Origin of the sequence: Pseudomonas hydrolytica (assembly GCF_021495345.1) — a bacterium.
Taxonomy (GTDB): domain Bacteria; phylum Pseudomonadota; class Gammaproteobacteria; order Pseudomonadales; family Pseudomonadaceae; genus Aquipseudomonas; species Aquipseudomonas hydrolytica.
The window spans coordinates 4,235,177-4,249,399 of the sequence record NZ_CP099397.1; the positions used below are offsets into that span (position 1 = coordinate 4,235,177).

The following is a 14,223-nucleotide window of genomic DNA, read 5'->3' on the forward strand; positions in this document are numbered from 1 at the left end:
GAATGCCATGGAGCTCATGTATGCCGACTCCCCGGCTCACCGACATCTTCATCTGCGCCGCCTGCACGCACCCATTCATCCACCTCGGAGAGCTGGAACTTCCACAGCCGCCCCACGCGGTGTGCGGGCAGACCCTTGCGCTCGCGCCAGCGGTACACGGTGTCCTTGGCCACGCCCAAGTGCTGGGCGACGTGATCGGCGGTAACCCACGGTTCTGTGCTCATGTCGATGGCGCTCGAAGGTTGCAGTTGAAAGTCGTCTTAAGTCGTTTGGAGTCTATCATTTGAATGCTGCGGAAGCAGCAAGATTGTTCTTGGCTACTGCCCTTGTGAGTTGAATGTGGTAACAAGGGGCGCAGTGCCGCACTGTCACCACCATGGCTACACACTGTCGCCATAGGGTGACCACATTGTCGCCACCATCCTTGCCACCCATTCAACACATTGTTCGCACAAGGTTGCCACGTTGTTGCCAGCATGCCGCCACACTGTTTACACAGTTAGCCGGCAGCCCGATCTGATCGCACAGATAATTTTTGCTGGTCACAAAGACCCATGCCCCGTTACTCACTAACCTGGGCACAAGATAAGCAATAACAGTCGAGGGATTTGGAATGTACGTTGTACAACTTTGGAATGTACGTGGCCGGAAATTAGCTTTTCGCTGCCTGATCATGTGCCCGAACAACAGAGCATTGGAAAGAACGTTGCGCCTTGTTGGAAACAACGTAGTGCCAGATAGGGAGTAACGGGGCATGTGACCAGCCAACGGTTATTGCGATCAGCGCAGTTCGATTTGAAAGCCCAGAGGCTGGAAGCAGCGTATTTTTTTGCCTACTGAGCTGGCGGCATGTCCGCGTTGCCGCCGCTGCGGAAATGGCTATCAACCAGCTTGGCGATGTCGCCAGGCTGGGCTCCTGCGTTGAATGCAAAGCGCAGCGCCTGCTCCAGTTGTTGCCAGCCCTGCGCTGAAGTGACATTACTGCCTAATGTTTCGGTCAGACGGAACATCAGCCCTTCCAGCAGCTCTTCGTCACCCACGTCCGATGCGGTCTGCTCCGCCAGGGCCAAGAGGACGTTGCGCGCAGATGCCAACGAGTCGATTGGTACCCCGGCCAATGCTGTAGGGGTGCTGATGACACGATCCACCCTGACGACTGTCGCCAAATCAAGGGCTTGATCGACGCCCGGCTCGATCTCCATGCGGATCAGCACATCGCCAGCCAACAGAAAGCGGGTCTTGATAAGCCCCGGCTGCTCATCCTGAAACAACCACACCGACTGCTTGTCGGCCAGCAGCTTGCCTAGCACGAGCTTGCTGTCATCCAGTGCCCCACGATCCTGCCACTGGTGCAACACGTCGCTACGCAGGCGCCCGCCTTCCACACCGAGGTGGTGCAACAGGCCGACTAGTCGTTTGGCGGAGATCACCTGCTCTTTGCCACGTAGCCAGACCGAGAGGTTGGCAGTGCGGATACCGGTGGCTTCAGCGATCCGCCCCAGCGTTTCCCCGCGCAGTCGTATCAAGGCGGCGGCAAAGCCTGGCAATTGTTCGTTGGCAAGGGTTGGCATGTCGGGATCTCTAAATTCACTGTAAATCACTATAAGACTTATTGGCTGACAAGACGAGAGTACGGAGCTTGGCGATTCGCGTAAATCGCACTTATAGTAAATTATAGTTAGGCAATCTGAGAGGCCATCATGCGCAAACCAAAGCAAGCCCGCCCGTTGCGCCTGCGGGAATACGAAGCCGCCATTGCTGCGCTCAAGGCGCGACACCCCTGGCTTGCCCGGCAAATCGTCGAACCCGCGCCGGGGCATTTGGCCGTGGTGGCACATCTGTTTGCCCAGGTGGAATATCTGCTGCCGCCCACAGTGGTCGCACGCAAGGGCTCACTGTCGGTGAGTTGCAACCGGGATCGCCTGGCCATTCATTACCAGCCGCCGCGACGCCACAGCGAACGTGCAGCAGCCGTGTTCGATCTGATTGCCCAGACCAAGCACCTTTCGCTGCAAAAATGCCCCGTTTGCGGTGTACAGGTTGTCGGGGACGGCATCCGTCCGAAACGCTGCCCGCAACACGACGGCATCCAAGGATTGTTTGCCGAAGAAGTGCGCCGCAGCCGCCAGCTCATCGTCGAACAGGGTGTACAGCAGGTGGTGCTCGATCTGGGCAAGGTGACGACCGAAGATGTACGCGCCGCCATAGCGGTTGAAGATGAGCCCGTCCCGAGTGAAGCCAAACCGGAACAGGTTCAGGAGCAGCCGACAGAAACCGCTAAATCAATGCCCTTGCCGAGCATCGTCTTTCTCGATGAAGCCGGGCTGGAGACGTTCGTGGATCGCCACCGACCGAAAGGCGACGACAAGTTCAAGCGCGCACAGGCGATGGCGGAGCGGATCAAGCGGGCGGGCCATGGTAGCCGCCAACTGGGCCTGCTGCCCCCGGACTGGAAAGCCCTTCTGGATGAGTTCGCGCAGGCCTTTCCAAACTTCCATGAACTGGCCGAGCTGATGCGTGATCACTTCGCCTTGTCCAGTCTGGGCGATGGCCGGGTGTCCTGGCCTGCCGTGTTGCTGGTCGGCCCGGCGGGCATCGGCAAAACCGAGGCGGCACGCTGGCTTGCCGATCAGCTCGTGCTACCGTTCCGGGTCTTCGACATGGCGAGTACGCAATCAAGTTCGCCGCTCGCCGGTTCCGAATCATTTTGGAGCAATTCCGAGCCAGGCCAGCTCTTTGAGCTGCTGGCCTACCAGCCACTGGCCAACCCGGTGGTGGTGCTCGATGAGCTGGATAAGGCCAGCAACGGGCGACCGCAATACGACCCGCTGGCCGCGCTCTATACCTTGCTGGAACCGCGCAGTGCGCGAGATTTCATCGACCTGTCGATCCGCGACTTTGCCATCGACGCCAGTCATGTGAATTGGATGGCGACCGCGAATGAGCTGGAGGCGATTCCGGGGCCGCTACGCTCACGGCTGACGGTGTTGCACATTCAACCACCCAAGCCGGAGCAGGTCAGAAGCATTGCGCAGTCAATTTACAACCGTCTGCGCGACGAAGCGAGCTGGGGCACTGCCTTTGCCGAGCGACTGGATGATGATGTCCTGTCCCGTCTGCAAGCCTTGCCACCGCGCAGTGTGCGTCTGGTTCTGCAGCGGGCCTTGGGTTCGGCAGCTCGTGATGACCGAGGAATCGTCCAGGTGCAAGACATCAGGCCGCTGGTCGAGATCAGTCACCGTGGTGTTGGCTTTGTTAGCGAGGGATGGAATTGAGGTTGCTCAGCGTTGTCCGGATAGCCAGGCCGCACCGGCGGCCAGTGCATCGGCCTCGCTGGGGTAAGTGGTCGATGGGCCGCTGATGATGCAGGGTTCGGTTTCGCCGTCGCCTTCCACCGTCCACAGCTCCCAGGTTCCGTCGTTTTTCCAGCTGGGGATGGCGGTATAGGGTTTGTCTTTCAGCGCAGCCAGCGCGGCATCCACTTCGGGGCGGATCTGCAGCTCACCCGAATAGATATAAGGTGTCGCGCAGCGGGCGTCAGATGGGTTCATGTTCCGTGCTCCAAAAAAAGCGCCAGTAGTGCGCTCGCCTGCAAGTAAATACCGGGGTTGCGAGCTTCACTCGGGCCAGCAATGTTGAGAATAGCGATGGGATGGCTAACCAACCAGTCTTGCCATGCCGCCAACAGCTCTTCTGTAGGGGCATGCAAATCGCACAGCAGCAGCGGCTTGCCGTGTCCCGCCGCCAGATCGCGAGTGAGCAGGCTGCCACCTTCTAGCCTGTCCCAGTAAATGATCAGCGTGGCGTCAGCGTCCAGCACATTGCGCTTGGTACGCTGGCGATAACCGCTGGATTCGGTCTCCATCAACTGGTAGCGAGCATCCAGTACGCCATCAGCGGCCCGTCGGCCTGCCGGGCACCAGCCGCCGTGCGGAATCTGCCGGGCAATGGCGAAATCCAGCGCCGCCCGGTCTACGCCGGTTTGGCCGCCGGAGAGGATGCGCTGAATTTTCACCCTTGCCCCGTTGCGGCGACCGTGCAACTCACTTGAACCTCTGCGCCGGGCTGATCTGCCGAGAGCTGGCCGATGCGTCCGCGCTGGCTGGCAAGTGTCAGTTGCTTGCGCACCTGTGCCAGGCTGCGCTTTTCGATCACTGCGGTATAGCTCGCACCCAATTCACCATCCGGGTCGATGAGCAGCTCGATCCGCTTCACCGGCAGGCCGAATGCCGTGAAGCTGCGCGCCGGCGTCAGCGACCAACTGCCGGGAGCATTGGGCGCAATGCCGTCCAGTACGTGCAACGGCAAGGCTTGACGGCATTCCACGGCGGCTACGATGGCTGGCTCGATCCGCAACCAGTGGTTGAGGTCTGGGGCAGTGCCATCCATCAGCATCACTGGCATGGCCGCCAGCAGCAACGCTTTCATCCCTTGATGTTCCTGATCCAGAAGCGGCGGTCATCGACCGTGAAGTTGGGGTCATAGCCGACCAGCGTCAACAGTGAACCGACATAGTAAAGGCCGAACTGATTCATCAGCCAGCGTTCCATCGCTGGGTCGCCGGGCAACTTACTGTACGGTGGGATTGGGCCGTCGCTGCGAACCTGACCACTGGTTTTTCCGGAGATGGAAAAGCTCTTCCAGGTCAGCACGAAATTGTTCGACTGTTTCGGCAACTCCGGTGCGCAAAGCGACAGATTGCTGAAGCGCTCGGAGCGCTTGGCGTCGTGCCAGAGCACTGCGTCAAAGTGAATGCAATCGCTGGCTTTGAGCGTGAGGCTGCGGGTCAGCGTCATCTGATCAGCCGGAATTTGCAGATTGCTGATCACCACCTTGGGCCACTCCGGGGCGCGACCGTCGGTAGACAGATTGTGGCGCAAGGCGTTATGTAGTGGAGTGCCCAGCAAGCTGTTGCGACTTGCCGCGCTTGCGGGCGTAGCCGCTTGCGACAGACTGGTCCCAATGGAGTGTCCTAGTCCGTTCAGGGAATCCAACGCCCCCTGCATGTCGGTTGTGGCGCAGCCCGTCAATACAAAAGGCAGAAGCAGCAAGCTCCGGTAGTGTTTCATCGCAGTTCCTCGCGAGGTTATCCGTTGAAGAGGGTATTGAGCCGGGCGCACCAGGTTTCCGCCGCCCGACGGCTCATGGGAAAACTGAGCACTGGTCGTTGCGGATCGGCGGTTTGCAGCTCGATGGCGAAGTTTTTGGCGCGTACCGTGCGCTCGAAGGTCGGCACGCTCATGCCGCTGGCGTTGACCTGACGGCTGCCGCCGTTCATCTCCATGCTCTCGACCTCGCGCCAGGTCATCCGCCAACCAAGCAGCCAGGAGAAGTCGTGCAGTTTGTATGCGTCATTGACCACATCACAGGCCGCGATCTTGCGATTCTGAGAGTCAAAAACAAGGAATGCCGGTGCGGGATAACCCAGGAGATGTCCAGCATCGAATGACAGTCCCTGCTGGGCGTTGATCCTGGCGACAAGGGCCTGACAGCGGGCCTGCAAGCGCGCCAGAAAGCGGAAGGACAGCGTGAAGATCGCCAGCGAAATCAGTAGATAGAGCATCAGCTCACTGGTCAACAGCCCCCAAAGCGATGCCTGTGACAGGCGCGCAGGCCCCACGCCGATCATCGCCAGTACAAGAATCAGCGTAAGACCAGCGGCAGCAAGACCTGAAAGCCCAGCCACCGGAACTGCCAGCCCCGCCGCCGCTCCCACCCCCGCAGTCTTCCAGACGCTTGCCATACGTCATTTCCCCCATTTTGTTACTCATAGAGGCCATTTTATGGGGCCTGCATTCAATTGTCACTCATAGTGCGGGTACTTATCGGGCGTAGCCCTATAGAGGGGGTACTCATAGAGTCATTTCTCTTTAAAGAAGAGAGAAATATGGCCCTTGATCCCCGACTACGCTTCGGCCTGAAGCTGATAGAAATCAGAAAGACCAGAGGGTGGTCGCAAGAACGCCTAGCACTGGAAAGTGGCTTGGCACGCAGCTATCTGGGGGGTGTTGAGCGTGGGCAGCGCAACATCGCATTGCTCAACATCTTCAAGCTGGCCGAGGCGCTGGGGGTGGAGCCTTCAGTACTGCTGGAGGCGCCGGCGGCTGGACAGGAGCCTGCACCGTAACATCGTAACGCTACGTTATCGTAACGTTACGATGTCGTCTGAAAGGAGCGAGTGGGCAAGACCACTGGGCAGGCCCACCGAAGGCATATTGGAAACAGCCGACGCCAAGTAGCCCTGCTATTTTTAAATAACGAGTAGCCGCGCAGCGACCGGAGGGTGCGAAGGATTGCCCACAGCCGAAGAGCGGCAGCTACTAGGTTTTCTATAAATACTAGAAAAGCCTAAAAGCAGAACTACTAGGGGCGGTCTCTCCATTTCGCTGAATCCCCGTCCCAGTGGGGTTTACAGGCGATTCCGCACGTCGGCCGTGACTAGCGATGTCACGTAAAACGGCTAGCGATGTCACGTACCGATGACTAGCAATGTCACGTGGACAACTTGCAGAAATGGCACCAAAGCCAGCTCTGGCAAGGGTTTCAGCCTTACTAGTGATGTCACGTGGACAACCCGAAAAGCCCACAGGCTTATCCTCTCCTCTTGGTCGCTGCGATATGTAGGCGTGCAGGGGTGAGGATCAGGTGGTCTTTCGTTTCCTCGATGTGGTTCCGAGCCTCGGGATAGAACAGCAGCGCTTCATTTAGCCGGAGGCGGAAATTGGTCTTGAAGTTGGCCAGCCCCTTAGGAGTATTCGCATAGCCAGAGCCGAACTGCCTCATCAAGCCAGCCCAAGGCACCTGAGCAAGCCGCTTGCCGCCCTTGATTGTCGCCACGTTCAGACTGAACATGCGGTAGACCAGCCATGTGTAGATATCCATCGCCAGAGGCGACTTCTTGAGCGCTTGAAGCGCCTCCATTCTGATCGGCACCGGAGCATGGGTCAGGCTCTCGAAGAAGTCCGTACTGAGGGTGATTGAGCTGTCCCACAGTGCGGGCTGCTCAGTGTCGCGGGCGTTCCAGAAGAGAAATGCCCGTTTGGCGATCAGGATGTTTTCGATACCCAGTGCATCCCCGTCCGCGCCGCTGACGGAGATCAGCGAGCGGACTAGCCGCAAGCTCTGGTCACGCACTCTGGCGATGTACCGGCCATCGTTGTACAGGTCGAGCTTTTCCAGAAATTCCGCCTGTGAGCGCCCCAGCGATAGCTCCGGACTGCCTGTGCGGACGGCCTCGGTACACATCCACGCCAACAGCAGGCGCGGCAGACCGCCATAGGGCACGCCATGTTTGGGGTTAGCTGTGATGGAGAGGGTCAGCTTGCCTGTGCCGCGTTCAAAGTAGTTGCTCTTGGGGTCTGTATGAGGAAGCGTGGCCTGCGCCAGAAAGTGCGCGATGTAGCCTGTCGCGCCTGCGCTGCGGGCCTGCTCGACCTCCAGCTCCACGGCTTCGTCGATCAGGTGGCGTACCCGCGGAGTCAATACTTGGGCGGCGTCGTGCTGCTCCGCCTGCTTCGCCACCTCGGCGGCATTCTGCCTGATCCGCTCCAGCGGATCGCGCTTGAGCGTGGCTTTTGCCACACCAGCGTCCAGCAAATTGCCCACGCTGCGCATCGTCAAATCCTGACCCTCGACCGGCGGGATCGCAGCGATCAGGGATGGACAGCGTTGTTGTTGGCGGTGCGGGCGGCAGCGGCCTTCTGTCCGAGCCAGGTATCAATCTCGTGTTCCAGCCATCCGACAACCCGCTTGTTGATCTGGATGCATACCGGGAATGTCGGATCATCGCGTGTGATCCGCCAGAGCGTTACGTCATTGATGCCGCCAAGCTTTTCGCAGACGGCCTTGCGGCGTAGAATTTTCATCGTCCCCACCTCCTGCACATTGAAAGTCGATGCAGGAAGTTTCAGGCGGCGACCCGGCAGCGGTCACGGATTCCCAGAAGGGAATTTTTGCAGCAAAAAATCCGACAGCAGCGATGCGGGCCAGGCAAGCGATGCGCGGGCTTCGCTCCGGGTAGCAGCGGCCAAAGTGTATATGGAAGTGACTACAAGATGAGTGACAACAGGGGTAATTCCGCATCCATAAACGCTTTACGGACAGATTTCTGGTTTAACGTCTGATCTAGTCAGCGCATAAAAACCCCGCCTCGGCGGGGTTTTTCTTTGCCTGTTACCCAGGTAGGAGCCACACCTGTGGTGGAAGCGGCTATGGTCGACGACACCAAAGCGCAGGAAACGAACGCGCCCCTGTCGCCATCGCCCTGCCCGTTCCCTTGACCTCAACCTAACCTGAGGTCCCAGGCTGGCCTGCATCCCTCCCAAGACCAAGGAGCCAGCCATGCAACAGATTCGTCCCGACCTCTGGGAAACCGCGACCGAGAACCCCGCCCCGGGCCTGAAAACCCACGCCTACCTGCTGACCCGCGAGAGCGGCAACCTGCTGTTCTACAACACCAGCCTGCGCCGGGAGATCGAGCAGATGACCGAGCTGGGCGGTGTTGCCTACCAGTTCCTCAGCCACCGCGACGAACTCGGCGACTCGCTGCTGCAGATACGCCAGCGCTTCGGCACCCGGCTTGGCGGCCACCGAGAAGAGCAGGAAGACTTCAGCCGACAGGCCCCGGTGGATATTCTCTTCACCGAACGCCAGACGCTGTTCGGCAATATCGACGTGATTCCCAGCCCGGGCCATAGCCCCGGCAGCACCTGCTTTCTGGTACACAGCCCGACCGGCCAGCGCTACCTATTCACCGGCGACACCCTCTACCGCAGCGCGGACGGCAGCTGGAAAGCCGGCTTCATCCCCGGCCACAACAGCCCCGAAGACCGCCAGACCATGGCCACCAGCATCGCCGGCCTACGCGATCTGCAGCCCGATCTGGTGATCGGCAGCGCCTTCTCTGGCAGTAGCGGCTTTCAGGAAATGAGACGCGGGGAATGGCAGGAGCATGTGGACAGTGCGCTGGAGCGGCTGCTGGGTTAAGGGGCCGGCCCAGCCTCGCTGAGAACGTTTTTCGCACGCAAACAAAAAGGGGTTAGCTTGCGCTAACCCCTTGAATTTATGGTGGCTACACCGAGACTTGAACCTGGGACATCAGCATTATGAATCCGCTACGAACCGCCCCGCTGAGCCAGAAAGCCCCATAAAACGGGGTTTTCAGACCTCCCCCAAGCTGGCTAGACCAGTCCTTTCCAGAAGATTCGACCAATGTAGTCACTCCAGACTCTTTGCGTTCAAAGCCTATTGAGCTACCTTCTATTAAGCATGATGATGGTGTGCTACTTCTTTTTCTCGGAATTATCCGTCCTAACAAATGGATCTATGCATGCGCTTTATAGACAGGGATGCCCTTTTATTGCAGCATTTGTTTTTAACCCCCCAACCTCAGTCTTTATATTTCAAAAAATAACTCCACATAAAGACTTCCCGCCAGCGGATAGAGCAACCTTCCATTCAGTATTTCTACTGCAATTACAGAACCAATAATCCAGAGTGACATCGCAAAATGAACCAACTTCTTCACAAACAGCTAATGTCAGAAGTATCAAAGCTAAGGCGAATCACTGCTGAATTATCGCTACAGGAATTAGTAAACTTTATTTCTAACCAGCAGTTCAACTTCAACCATGACAGAAAGACAGCGCGCCGACGCTTAAGCTCACCACTAAGGCAGGGTATATATTTACTAGGAATTGCCTGTTCAACTAACGAACCAGACAACCCAAAGCCGCTAAATGACGGAAAATACGATCAGATCACAGAGCAGCTAGAGAAAATTTTTACGAAATACATGCTGGCATATTTCCCGACAAATGGCGATAAAGCCAACGGACTAACTACAGAGTGGCGAAAACATAGAGAAGTGGCTGCGCCAGCATTTATCAATTATTTCATGGCAGGCCCAAAATTCTCAACAACCGAAATAAAAAACTGGATCAGCTTCAGCTTTAATGGCTTTGAAGACGAAATATCAAAGTCGTTTGGTGCCTCACCCGAAATCTTCCTCAAGCTAGGAGATTTCTTCGAACAAAGCATTCTCTTAAAATACGATAAACTTAAAGAACAATACGACAAAATTGATAAAAGCCGATTAGAATTCATTGAAAAACTTTCTCAAGGACTATCTCCTAAGCAAGCACTTGAGGAGGTTTCAGCAGGCGGAGACCTGAATACAACAATGAATCAATTTCTGCATGATATCAACGAGCTTCACTCCATCAACATATCGACACTTGAAGAAAAATTCGGCAGTGAAATAAAATCTCTTGTGCTTGAGCACTTTGTGACTTTCAGAGGACGAAGCCAAGAAATCACATATATCACCGAAGAAAGCCCTACACTTTTAAAGCCTTTACTGACAACGGACGGGGAGAATCTATTCTTCCTAGCAAACAACTCATTCTACCTTTCTATAATTACAAACTTCGAACGCTATCTTTCACGCAGCGAACACTCTAAGCGATACCTTAAGGAACGAGACTCCCGCCTTGAGTCTAAAGCATCCAGCGTATTGAGACGCATATTCCCATTAGATGCAGAATTCTACGCTAGTGCGTTTGAGAGTCCAAAATCTCAATTTGAACATGACTTAATTATTAGTCACCAAAGTGTTCTTTACGTCATCGAGGCAAAAGCCTCGCCACCTAAAGAGCCTTTACGAGATCCATCTAAAGCGTATGAGCGGATCAATGATCACTTCAGAGGCAAGAATGGAATCCAGAAAGCGTATGACCAAGCTAATGCATTAAAGAGAAATTTGATCACCAATGGCCATGTTGACCTTTACAACCAAAAGGGAGAGTTGCTGGCAAGTCTTTCCGCGCAGGATTATGAGAAAATTTATTGCATATGTGTTACGAGAGACGACTTCGGAGCTTTGGCAACCAACCTAAGCCTCCTGCTAAAGAAAGATGCCTCTGACCCATACCCATGGGTTTTAAGCATTAACGACCTTGAGTGTTTTATTAGCGGACTGCTTCATTTAGATAAAGGCCTCCCAGACTTACTCCATTACATCGACCAAAGAACAAAACTGCATGGGAAAGTTCTTGGCTCTGATGAATTAGAATACGCAGGCGCATTCTTGAAATATGGCGGACTTCAAGAGTTTATAGACACCAAGGCAGACTTAATCCCTCTAGATATCAGCGAATCAGATATTTTTGATAAGATTTACTATTGCGAGCTTTCCAACCAGAAATTTGAGCTAACCATCACTTCACCAAACCTAACCAAACTTAATCCAGCAAAAATATTTAACTCAAGTCGCAACTCCGAAGACAACAAAAAAGCAAAAGCGCGTAGAAAAGCGGCTAAGGCATCTAGAAGACGCAATAGAAACGGCAATTAAAGACTAGAGATTCACCAATTTTTTTCGCGTAGCCCATCCATGCACTCCTTCACGTCATCATCAATGACGTTCCCAGGCTTGATGCACTCTTTCATGGTGCGTCGAACCCCGCGATTGGCTTCGCGTTCTCTTTGGTCTTGGGCTTTGAGGTTCGCTCGGGCGGCTTCGCCCATGGGGCCTTTGGATCCGGCGAACAGTTCGTTCACCAGTTGCTGCATACCTTTGCCGTAGGCTTCGGCAGCAGGCCGGATGGCGTCACCCACCTGGGTGGCAATGGGCTTGGATTCTTCTGCGATGGTGGGGCTTGCGGCTAGGGCCAGTGCCAACAGCGTCCTTTTCATTGGTCTTCTCCATTTCTTCGGGCGTACCAGCGCCTAGCTACTTCTTCTGTGATCGCTATCCCGCGTTTGGATTGGCCAAGTTTCGATTGGCTTCATCGTAATCAGGGCTTCTGTGGCCGTTTTCAGGCTCAATCCGGCCGGATATCAGCCATAGCGCGTACTCGGGGTACGCCTCTGCAAGCACGCCCACCTCTACCGTGCTGATTCGGATAGCCCCCCGACTGATGTTCTTCCACCTATCGTGATTTTTCCCGCCCAGCTCGCTCAGCTGTTTCGGGCCTATCCGCTTGATCAATTGAAGCGCTCTATCTCTAACCGCGTCCATTTATAAAAAATCAATAGGCGTAAAATTTACTCCAATGGAATCTTGGCGTAATATTCACTCCGAGAGTAAAAGTTACGCTTTAGGAGCGCCGCATTAGGTTCCCAAAAGTGGAACGTTGGGTCGGATTATAGGGGTAATTGCATGGAACAGTCTGGTGTAGTGGGGCTTTCGATTTCTGGAGACGCCCAACGCGTAACGGATTTCCGCGACGCACCGTTCTGCACGAAATACGTGCTGGCTCAGCTCCTGGGCATGGAGCAAATCACCGAAGACGTGGTGCGCGGCTGGATCGAAAGCAACACCGTGCCGACCGTGAAAATCGGCCGTCACCGCGTCATCAACCTGCACCGCATCCGCCGCGACCTCGACCGAGGCAAAACCATCTTCTGCGCGGGGGATTACAGCGATGACTAGGGAATACCCGCAATTCAAGCTGCGCATGCCGCCAGCCCTGCGCGCACAGGTAGAGCAAGCCGCCGAACAGGCTAACCGCTCCCTGAACGCCGAAATCGTCACTCGCCTGCAAGCCAGCTTCACCCAGGTAAAGCCCGAGGTGTCGGCTAATGAAAAGCCTGAGCCAGTACCTGCACCAGCCGCACCCCGCGAACTGCGACTGCTCTGTGTGCTACGTCAATCGAAACTGGTCGATGCTCCCAGCATCGTCTCCATCGGCTACCTGCCAATCCACACCATGCACCGAGTGCCGCCCCGCGCAATGGTCCAAGGTAAATGGTCGGACCCACGTTACGCCGGCCTATACCTGCGAGAAACACACGCCACCGAGCCGACCGCCGAAGTATTGGCACGTTGTGCACGACACCGGCAAACCAACGCCCTTCGTGCCCCTGCGCGAACCGTTCGAACTGGTGGGGTGATCGCATGACCGTTTCCTTCCGCACTGGCCGCTATCTGGTCGCGCTGCTCTGGTCGTGGTCCCTGCCCTTCCTGATCGGCGCATCACTCGGCGGCCTCTACATCAGTCACGCGCACATAGAGATTCTGGAAGCGAACGATGACCTGTTCCTTCGTTCATTCGAAGCCGTCATCGACCAATGCAAAGCAGCCCCCAGCGATCCGGCCAACGCCGCCGATGCTGAACAGGTCAAGGGCCGCGCTCCCGGCTCGTCGGATCACGCTTCATCGATCCGGCGAACGGAAGCACGGGCGGAGCGCACCCTTGAACACCCACCACCCTGAATAGCCTCCGCTCGTGAGTGTGGGGCAGCTCCACCGCCCCGCGCTCCCGAGCCCTCGGCGGCAAGAGTGGGATGACAAGGGCAAAGCCCTTGGTGTTGAACCCAACCCGCTGCACCAGCGGCGCTAACTGAAAACCTAGGCAAGTCGAGAACCCCACCTGGGCAAAAACGCGAAGTTTGCCCGTGTGGACCCGCTCGGCCTGCTGAAAGGCAAACCCGCGCAATAAGGCGCAACCAAGCGAGGAAACACAACATGGCACGCACCACTATGGAACTGGCATTCATCAGCGCTGAGCGCGTGAAGTTCGACAACGTTGACCTGATCAAACTCTATTTCGGCGATGAACCGGACGGCGAAAAGGACCTGGGCGTCTCCCTGCTCTCGATGCAGGTATCCGAAGACGTCCGCGAAGAAGTATGGGGCGCCTGCAAAGACCTCGACGTGCTCGAAACTGTCCGCGTAACCGTGGAAATCGAACGCGGCTCCAAGAACGCCGGCAAGTTCATCGTCCTGCACGTCGAGTCGGCCACCAACGTCAGCAACACCACCAAAGACGCCAACGGTAACGTCACCTCGGAAAGCTCCAAATGCACTGGTCCTAACTGCAAGGGCACGGGTGGCATCAAGGAAGGTGACGGTAAGGGTGATGGCCAGGGCGAGGAAGAAGAGGAAGAAGGCCCTCCCGGCCCCTCGCGCAACCTCCAGCAGGGTGAACAGGGCAGCTTTGCCGAAGGGCTCAGCGAATGGGACGAACGCATTGCTGAGGCACGCGCCGAACTCGACCAAAAGCTCGATGAATACGGCGCCCTGTTCAAAGGCGTGTTCGATCTGAACCTGGGCGCTGCTGGCGGCTCGCTCCCCTGCGAAACCTTCTCCATCAGCACGGGCGGCGTGTCCCTGCGCATCTGCCCGGCCGACTACTCCGAACAGCTCTCCTACCTGCGCTATGTCCTGCTCCTGGCTGCCGCCGCCCTGGCCGCCGTCATTGTCCTCAGAGGGTAACCACC

At 56.5% G+C, this 14,223-nt stretch carries 18 protein-coding genes; 8 read left to right on the plus strand and 10 right to left on the minus strand.

Going from position 1 to position 14,223, the window contains the following annotated elements; all coding sequences use genetic code 11:
* Positions 1-14: 14 nt before the first annotated feature.
* Complete coding sequence (locus L1F06_RS19845) at positions 15-224, minus strand: helix-turn-helix domain-containing protein (protein ID WP_023109365.1); 210 nt, start codon at positions 222-224, stop codon at positions 15-17.
* Positions 225-833: 609 nt separating this feature from the next.
* Complete coding sequence (locus L1F06_RS19850; protein WP_023109366.1) at positions 834-1,571, minus strand: hypothetical protein; 738 nt, start codon at positions 1,569-1,571, stop codon at positions 834-836.
* Between the two features lie 129 nt (positions 1,572-1,700).
* Between L1F06_RS19850 and L1F06_RS19855 the strand changes: the two genes are divergently transcribed.
* A complete protein-coding gene (locus L1F06_RS19855) occupies positions 1,701-3,275 on the plus strand; it encodes an AAA family ATPase (protein WP_046720603.1) in 1,575 nt (524 codons plus the stop codon).
* Between the two features lie 6 nt (positions 3,276-3,281).
* On the opposite strand, the gene L1F06_RS19860 is transcribed toward L1F06_RS19855, so the two are convergent.
* The 5 genes from L1F06_RS19860 to L1F06_RS19880 are packed head-to-tail and all read right to left on the minus strand — an operon-like array spanning position 3,282 to position 5,743.
* Complete coding sequence (locus L1F06_RS19860; protein ID WP_046720604.1) at positions 3,282-3,551, minus strand: hypothetical protein; 270 nt, start codon at positions 3,549-3,551, stop codon at positions 3,282-3,284.
* Positions 3,548-4,015: a putative molybdenum carrier protein gene (locus L1F06_RS19865; protein ID WP_233787626.1), complete on the minus strand. Its 468-nt coding sequence runs from the start codon at positions 4,013-4,015 to the stop codon at positions 3,548-3,550. Before L1F06_RS19865 ends, L1F06_RS19860 begins: the two co-directional genes overlap by 4 nt.
* Positions 4,012-4,428, minus strand: a complete 417-nt coding sequence (locus tag L1F06_RS19870; RefSeq protein ID WP_046720605.1) for a hypothetical protein — start codon at positions 4,426-4,428, stop codon at positions 4,012-4,014. Before L1F06_RS19870 ends, L1F06_RS19865 begins: the two co-directional genes overlap by 4 nt.
* The gene (locus L1F06_RS19875) at positions 4,425-5,069 is read right to left on the minus strand and encodes a hypothetical protein (protein WP_046720606.1); all 645 of its coding nucleotides are present in this window, start codon (positions 5,067-5,069) and stop codon (positions 4,425-4,427) included. Before L1F06_RS19875 ends, L1F06_RS19870 begins: the two co-directional genes overlap by 4 nt.
* A 17-nt stretch (positions 5,070-5,086) precedes the next feature.
* Positions 5,087-5,743, minus strand: a complete 657-nt coding sequence (locus tag L1F06_RS19880) for a hypothetical protein (RefSeq protein ID WP_046720607.1) — start codon at positions 5,741-5,743, stop codon at positions 5,087-5,089.
* Between the two features lie 144 nt (positions 5,744-5,887).
* Here L1F06_RS19880 and L1F06_RS19885 point away from each other — a divergent pair, with 144 nt between their 5' ends.
* The gene (locus tag L1F06_RS19885; RefSeq protein ID WP_011806687.1) at positions 5,888-6,127 is read left to right on the plus strand and encodes a helix-turn-helix domain-containing protein; all 240 of its coding nucleotides are present in this window, start codon (positions 5,888-5,890) and stop codon (positions 6,125-6,127) included.
* Positions 6,128-6,591: 464 nt separating this feature from the next.
* On the opposite strand, the gene L1F06_RS19890 is transcribed toward L1F06_RS19885, so the two are convergent.
* Both L1F06_RS19890 and L1F06_RS19895 read right to left on the minus strand, forming a co-directional pair.
* The gene (locus L1F06_RS19890) at positions 6,592-7,614 is read right to left on the minus strand and encodes a replication protein RepA (RefSeq protein ID WP_023109374.1); all 1,023 of its coding nucleotides are present in this window, start codon (positions 7,612-7,614) and stop codon (positions 6,592-6,594) included.
* Positions 7,615-7,652: 38 nt separating this feature from the next.
* Positions 7,653-7,865: a helix-turn-helix transcriptional regulator gene (locus L1F06_RS19895; protein ID WP_021264081.1), complete on the minus strand. Its 213-nt coding sequence runs from the start codon at positions 7,863-7,865 to the stop codon at positions 7,653-7,655.
* A gap of 475 nt (positions 7,866-8,340) precedes the next feature.
* Between L1F06_RS19895 and L1F06_RS19900 the strand changes: the two genes are divergently transcribed.
* The gene (locus tag L1F06_RS19900; protein WP_129481796.1) at positions 8,341-8,985 is read left to right on the plus strand and encodes an MBL fold metallo-hydrolase; all 645 of its coding nucleotides are present in this window, start codon (positions 8,341-8,343) and stop codon (positions 8,983-8,985) included.
* Positions 8,986-9,508: 523 nt separating this feature from the next.
* Positions 9,509-11,353 (plus strand): NERD domain-containing protein, encoded by a 1,845-nt coding sequence (locus L1F06_RS19905; RefSeq protein ID WP_129481797.1) that lies wholly within the window; start codon positions 9,509-9,511, stop codon positions 11,351-11,353.
* A gap of 11 nt (positions 11,354-11,364) precedes the next feature.
* On the opposite strand, the gene L1F06_RS19910 is transcribed toward L1F06_RS19905, so the two are convergent.
* The gene (locus L1F06_RS19910) at positions 11,365-11,694 is read right to left on the minus strand and encodes a hypothetical protein (protein ID WP_129481798.1); all 330 of its coding nucleotides are present in this window, start codon (positions 11,692-11,694) and stop codon (positions 11,365-11,367) included.
* Positions 11,695-12,160: 466 nt separating this feature from the next.
* Here L1F06_RS19910 and L1F06_RS19915 point away from each other — a divergent pair, with 466 nt between their 5' ends.
* The 4 genes from L1F06_RS19915 (at position 12,161) to L1F06_RS19930 (ending at position 14,218) form a co-directional block, all read left to right on the plus strand.
* Positions 12,161-12,433 (plus strand): MerR family transcriptional regulator, encoded by a 273-nt coding sequence (locus tag L1F06_RS19915; RefSeq protein WP_115299392.1) that lies wholly within the window; start codon positions 12,161-12,163, stop codon positions 12,431-12,433.
* 149 nt (positions 12,434-12,582) lie between these two features.
* Positions 12,583-12,894 (plus strand): lysogeny maintenance protein PflM, encoded by a 312-nt coding sequence (gene pflM, locus L1F06_RS19920; RefSeq protein WP_252576794.1) that lies wholly within the window; start codon positions 12,583-12,585, stop codon positions 12,892-12,894.
* 4 nt (positions 12,895-12,898) lie between these two features.
* Positions 12,899-13,216: a hypothetical protein gene (locus L1F06_RS19925; protein WP_177491018.1), complete on the plus strand. Its 318-nt coding sequence runs from the start codon at positions 12,899-12,901 to the stop codon at positions 13,214-13,216.
* A 252-nt stretch (positions 13,217-13,468) separates the two neighbouring features.
* The gene (locus L1F06_RS19930) at positions 13,469-14,218 is read left to right on the plus strand and encodes a hypothetical protein (protein ID WP_252576688.1); all 750 of its coding nucleotides are present in this window, start codon (positions 13,469-13,471) and stop codon (positions 14,216-14,218) included.
* Positions 14,219-14,223: the final 5 nt, after the last annotated feature.

What these genes read in the sequence shown, in the direction of transcription:
- L1F06_RS19900 (WP_129481796.1), top strand. Translation starts at nt 8,341, where the DNA reads ATGCAACAGATTCGTCCCGACCTCTGGGAAACCGCGACCGAGAACCCC.
- L1F06_RS19870 (WP_046720605.1), bottom strand. Translation starts at nt 4,428, where the DNA reads ATGAAAGCGTTGCTGCTGGCGGCCATGCCAGTGATGCTGATGGATGGC.
- L1F06_RS19850 (WP_023109366.1), bottom strand. Translation starts at nt 1,571, where the DNA reads ATGCCAACCCTTGCCAACGAACAATTGCCAGGCTTTGCCGCCGCCTTG.
- pflM (WP_252576794.1), top strand. Translation starts at nt 12,583, where the DNA reads ATGAAAAGCCTGAGCCAGTACCTGCACCAGCCGCACCCCGCGAACTGC.
- L1F06_RS19860 (WP_046720604.1), bottom strand. Translation starts at nt 3,551, where the DNA reads ATGAACCCATCTGACGCCCGCTGCGCGACACCTTATATCTATTCGGGT.
- L1F06_RS19855 (WP_046720603.1), top strand. Translation starts at nt 1,701, where the DNA reads ATGCGCAAACCAAAGCAAGCCCGCCCGTTGCGCCTGCGGGAATACGAA.
- L1F06_RS19880 (WP_046720607.1), bottom strand. Translation starts at nt 5,743, where the DNA reads ATGGCAAGCGTCTGGAAGACTGCGGGGGTGGGAGCGGCGGCGGGGCTG.
- L1F06_RS19875 (WP_046720606.1), bottom strand. Translation starts at nt 5,069, where the DNA reads ATGAAACACTACCGGAGCTTGCTGCTTCTGCCTTTTGTATTGACGGGC.
- L1F06_RS19925 (WP_177491018.1), top strand. Translation starts at nt 12,899, where the DNA reads ATGACCGTTTCCTTCCGCACTGGCCGCTATCTGGTCGCGCTGCTCTGG.
- L1F06_RS19885 (WP_011806687.1), top strand. Translation starts at nt 5,888, where the DNA reads ATGGCCCTTGATCCCCGACTACGCTTCGGCCTGAAGCTGATAGAAATC.
- L1F06_RS19895 (WP_021264081.1), bottom strand. Translation starts at nt 7,865, where the DNA reads ATGAAAATTCTACGCCGCAAGGCCGTCTGCGAAAAGCTTGGCGGCATC.
- L1F06_RS19845 (WP_023109365.1), bottom strand. Translation starts at nt 224, where the DNA reads ATGAGCACAGAACCGTGGGTTACCGCCGATCACGTCGCCCAGCACTTG.
- L1F06_RS19915 (WP_115299392.1), top strand. Translation starts at nt 12,161, where the DNA reads ATGGAACAGTCTGGTGTAGTGGGGCTTTCGATTTCTGGAGACGCCCAA.
- L1F06_RS19905 (WP_129481797.1), top strand. Translation starts at nt 9,509, where the DNA reads ATGAACCAACTTCTTCACAAACAGCTAATGTCAGAAGTATCAAAGCTA.
- L1F06_RS19890 (WP_023109374.1), bottom strand. Translation starts at nt 7,614, where the DNA reads ATGCGCAGCGTGGGCAATTTGCTGGACGCTGGTGTGGCAAAAGCCACG.
- L1F06_RS19930 (WP_252576688.1), top strand. Translation starts at nt 13,469, where the DNA reads ATGGCACGCACCACTATGGAACTGGCATTCATCAGCGCTGAGCGCGTG.
- L1F06_RS19910 (WP_129481798.1), bottom strand. Translation starts at nt 11,694, where the DNA reads ATGAAAAGGACGCTGTTGGCACTGGCCCTAGCCGCAAGCCCCACCATC.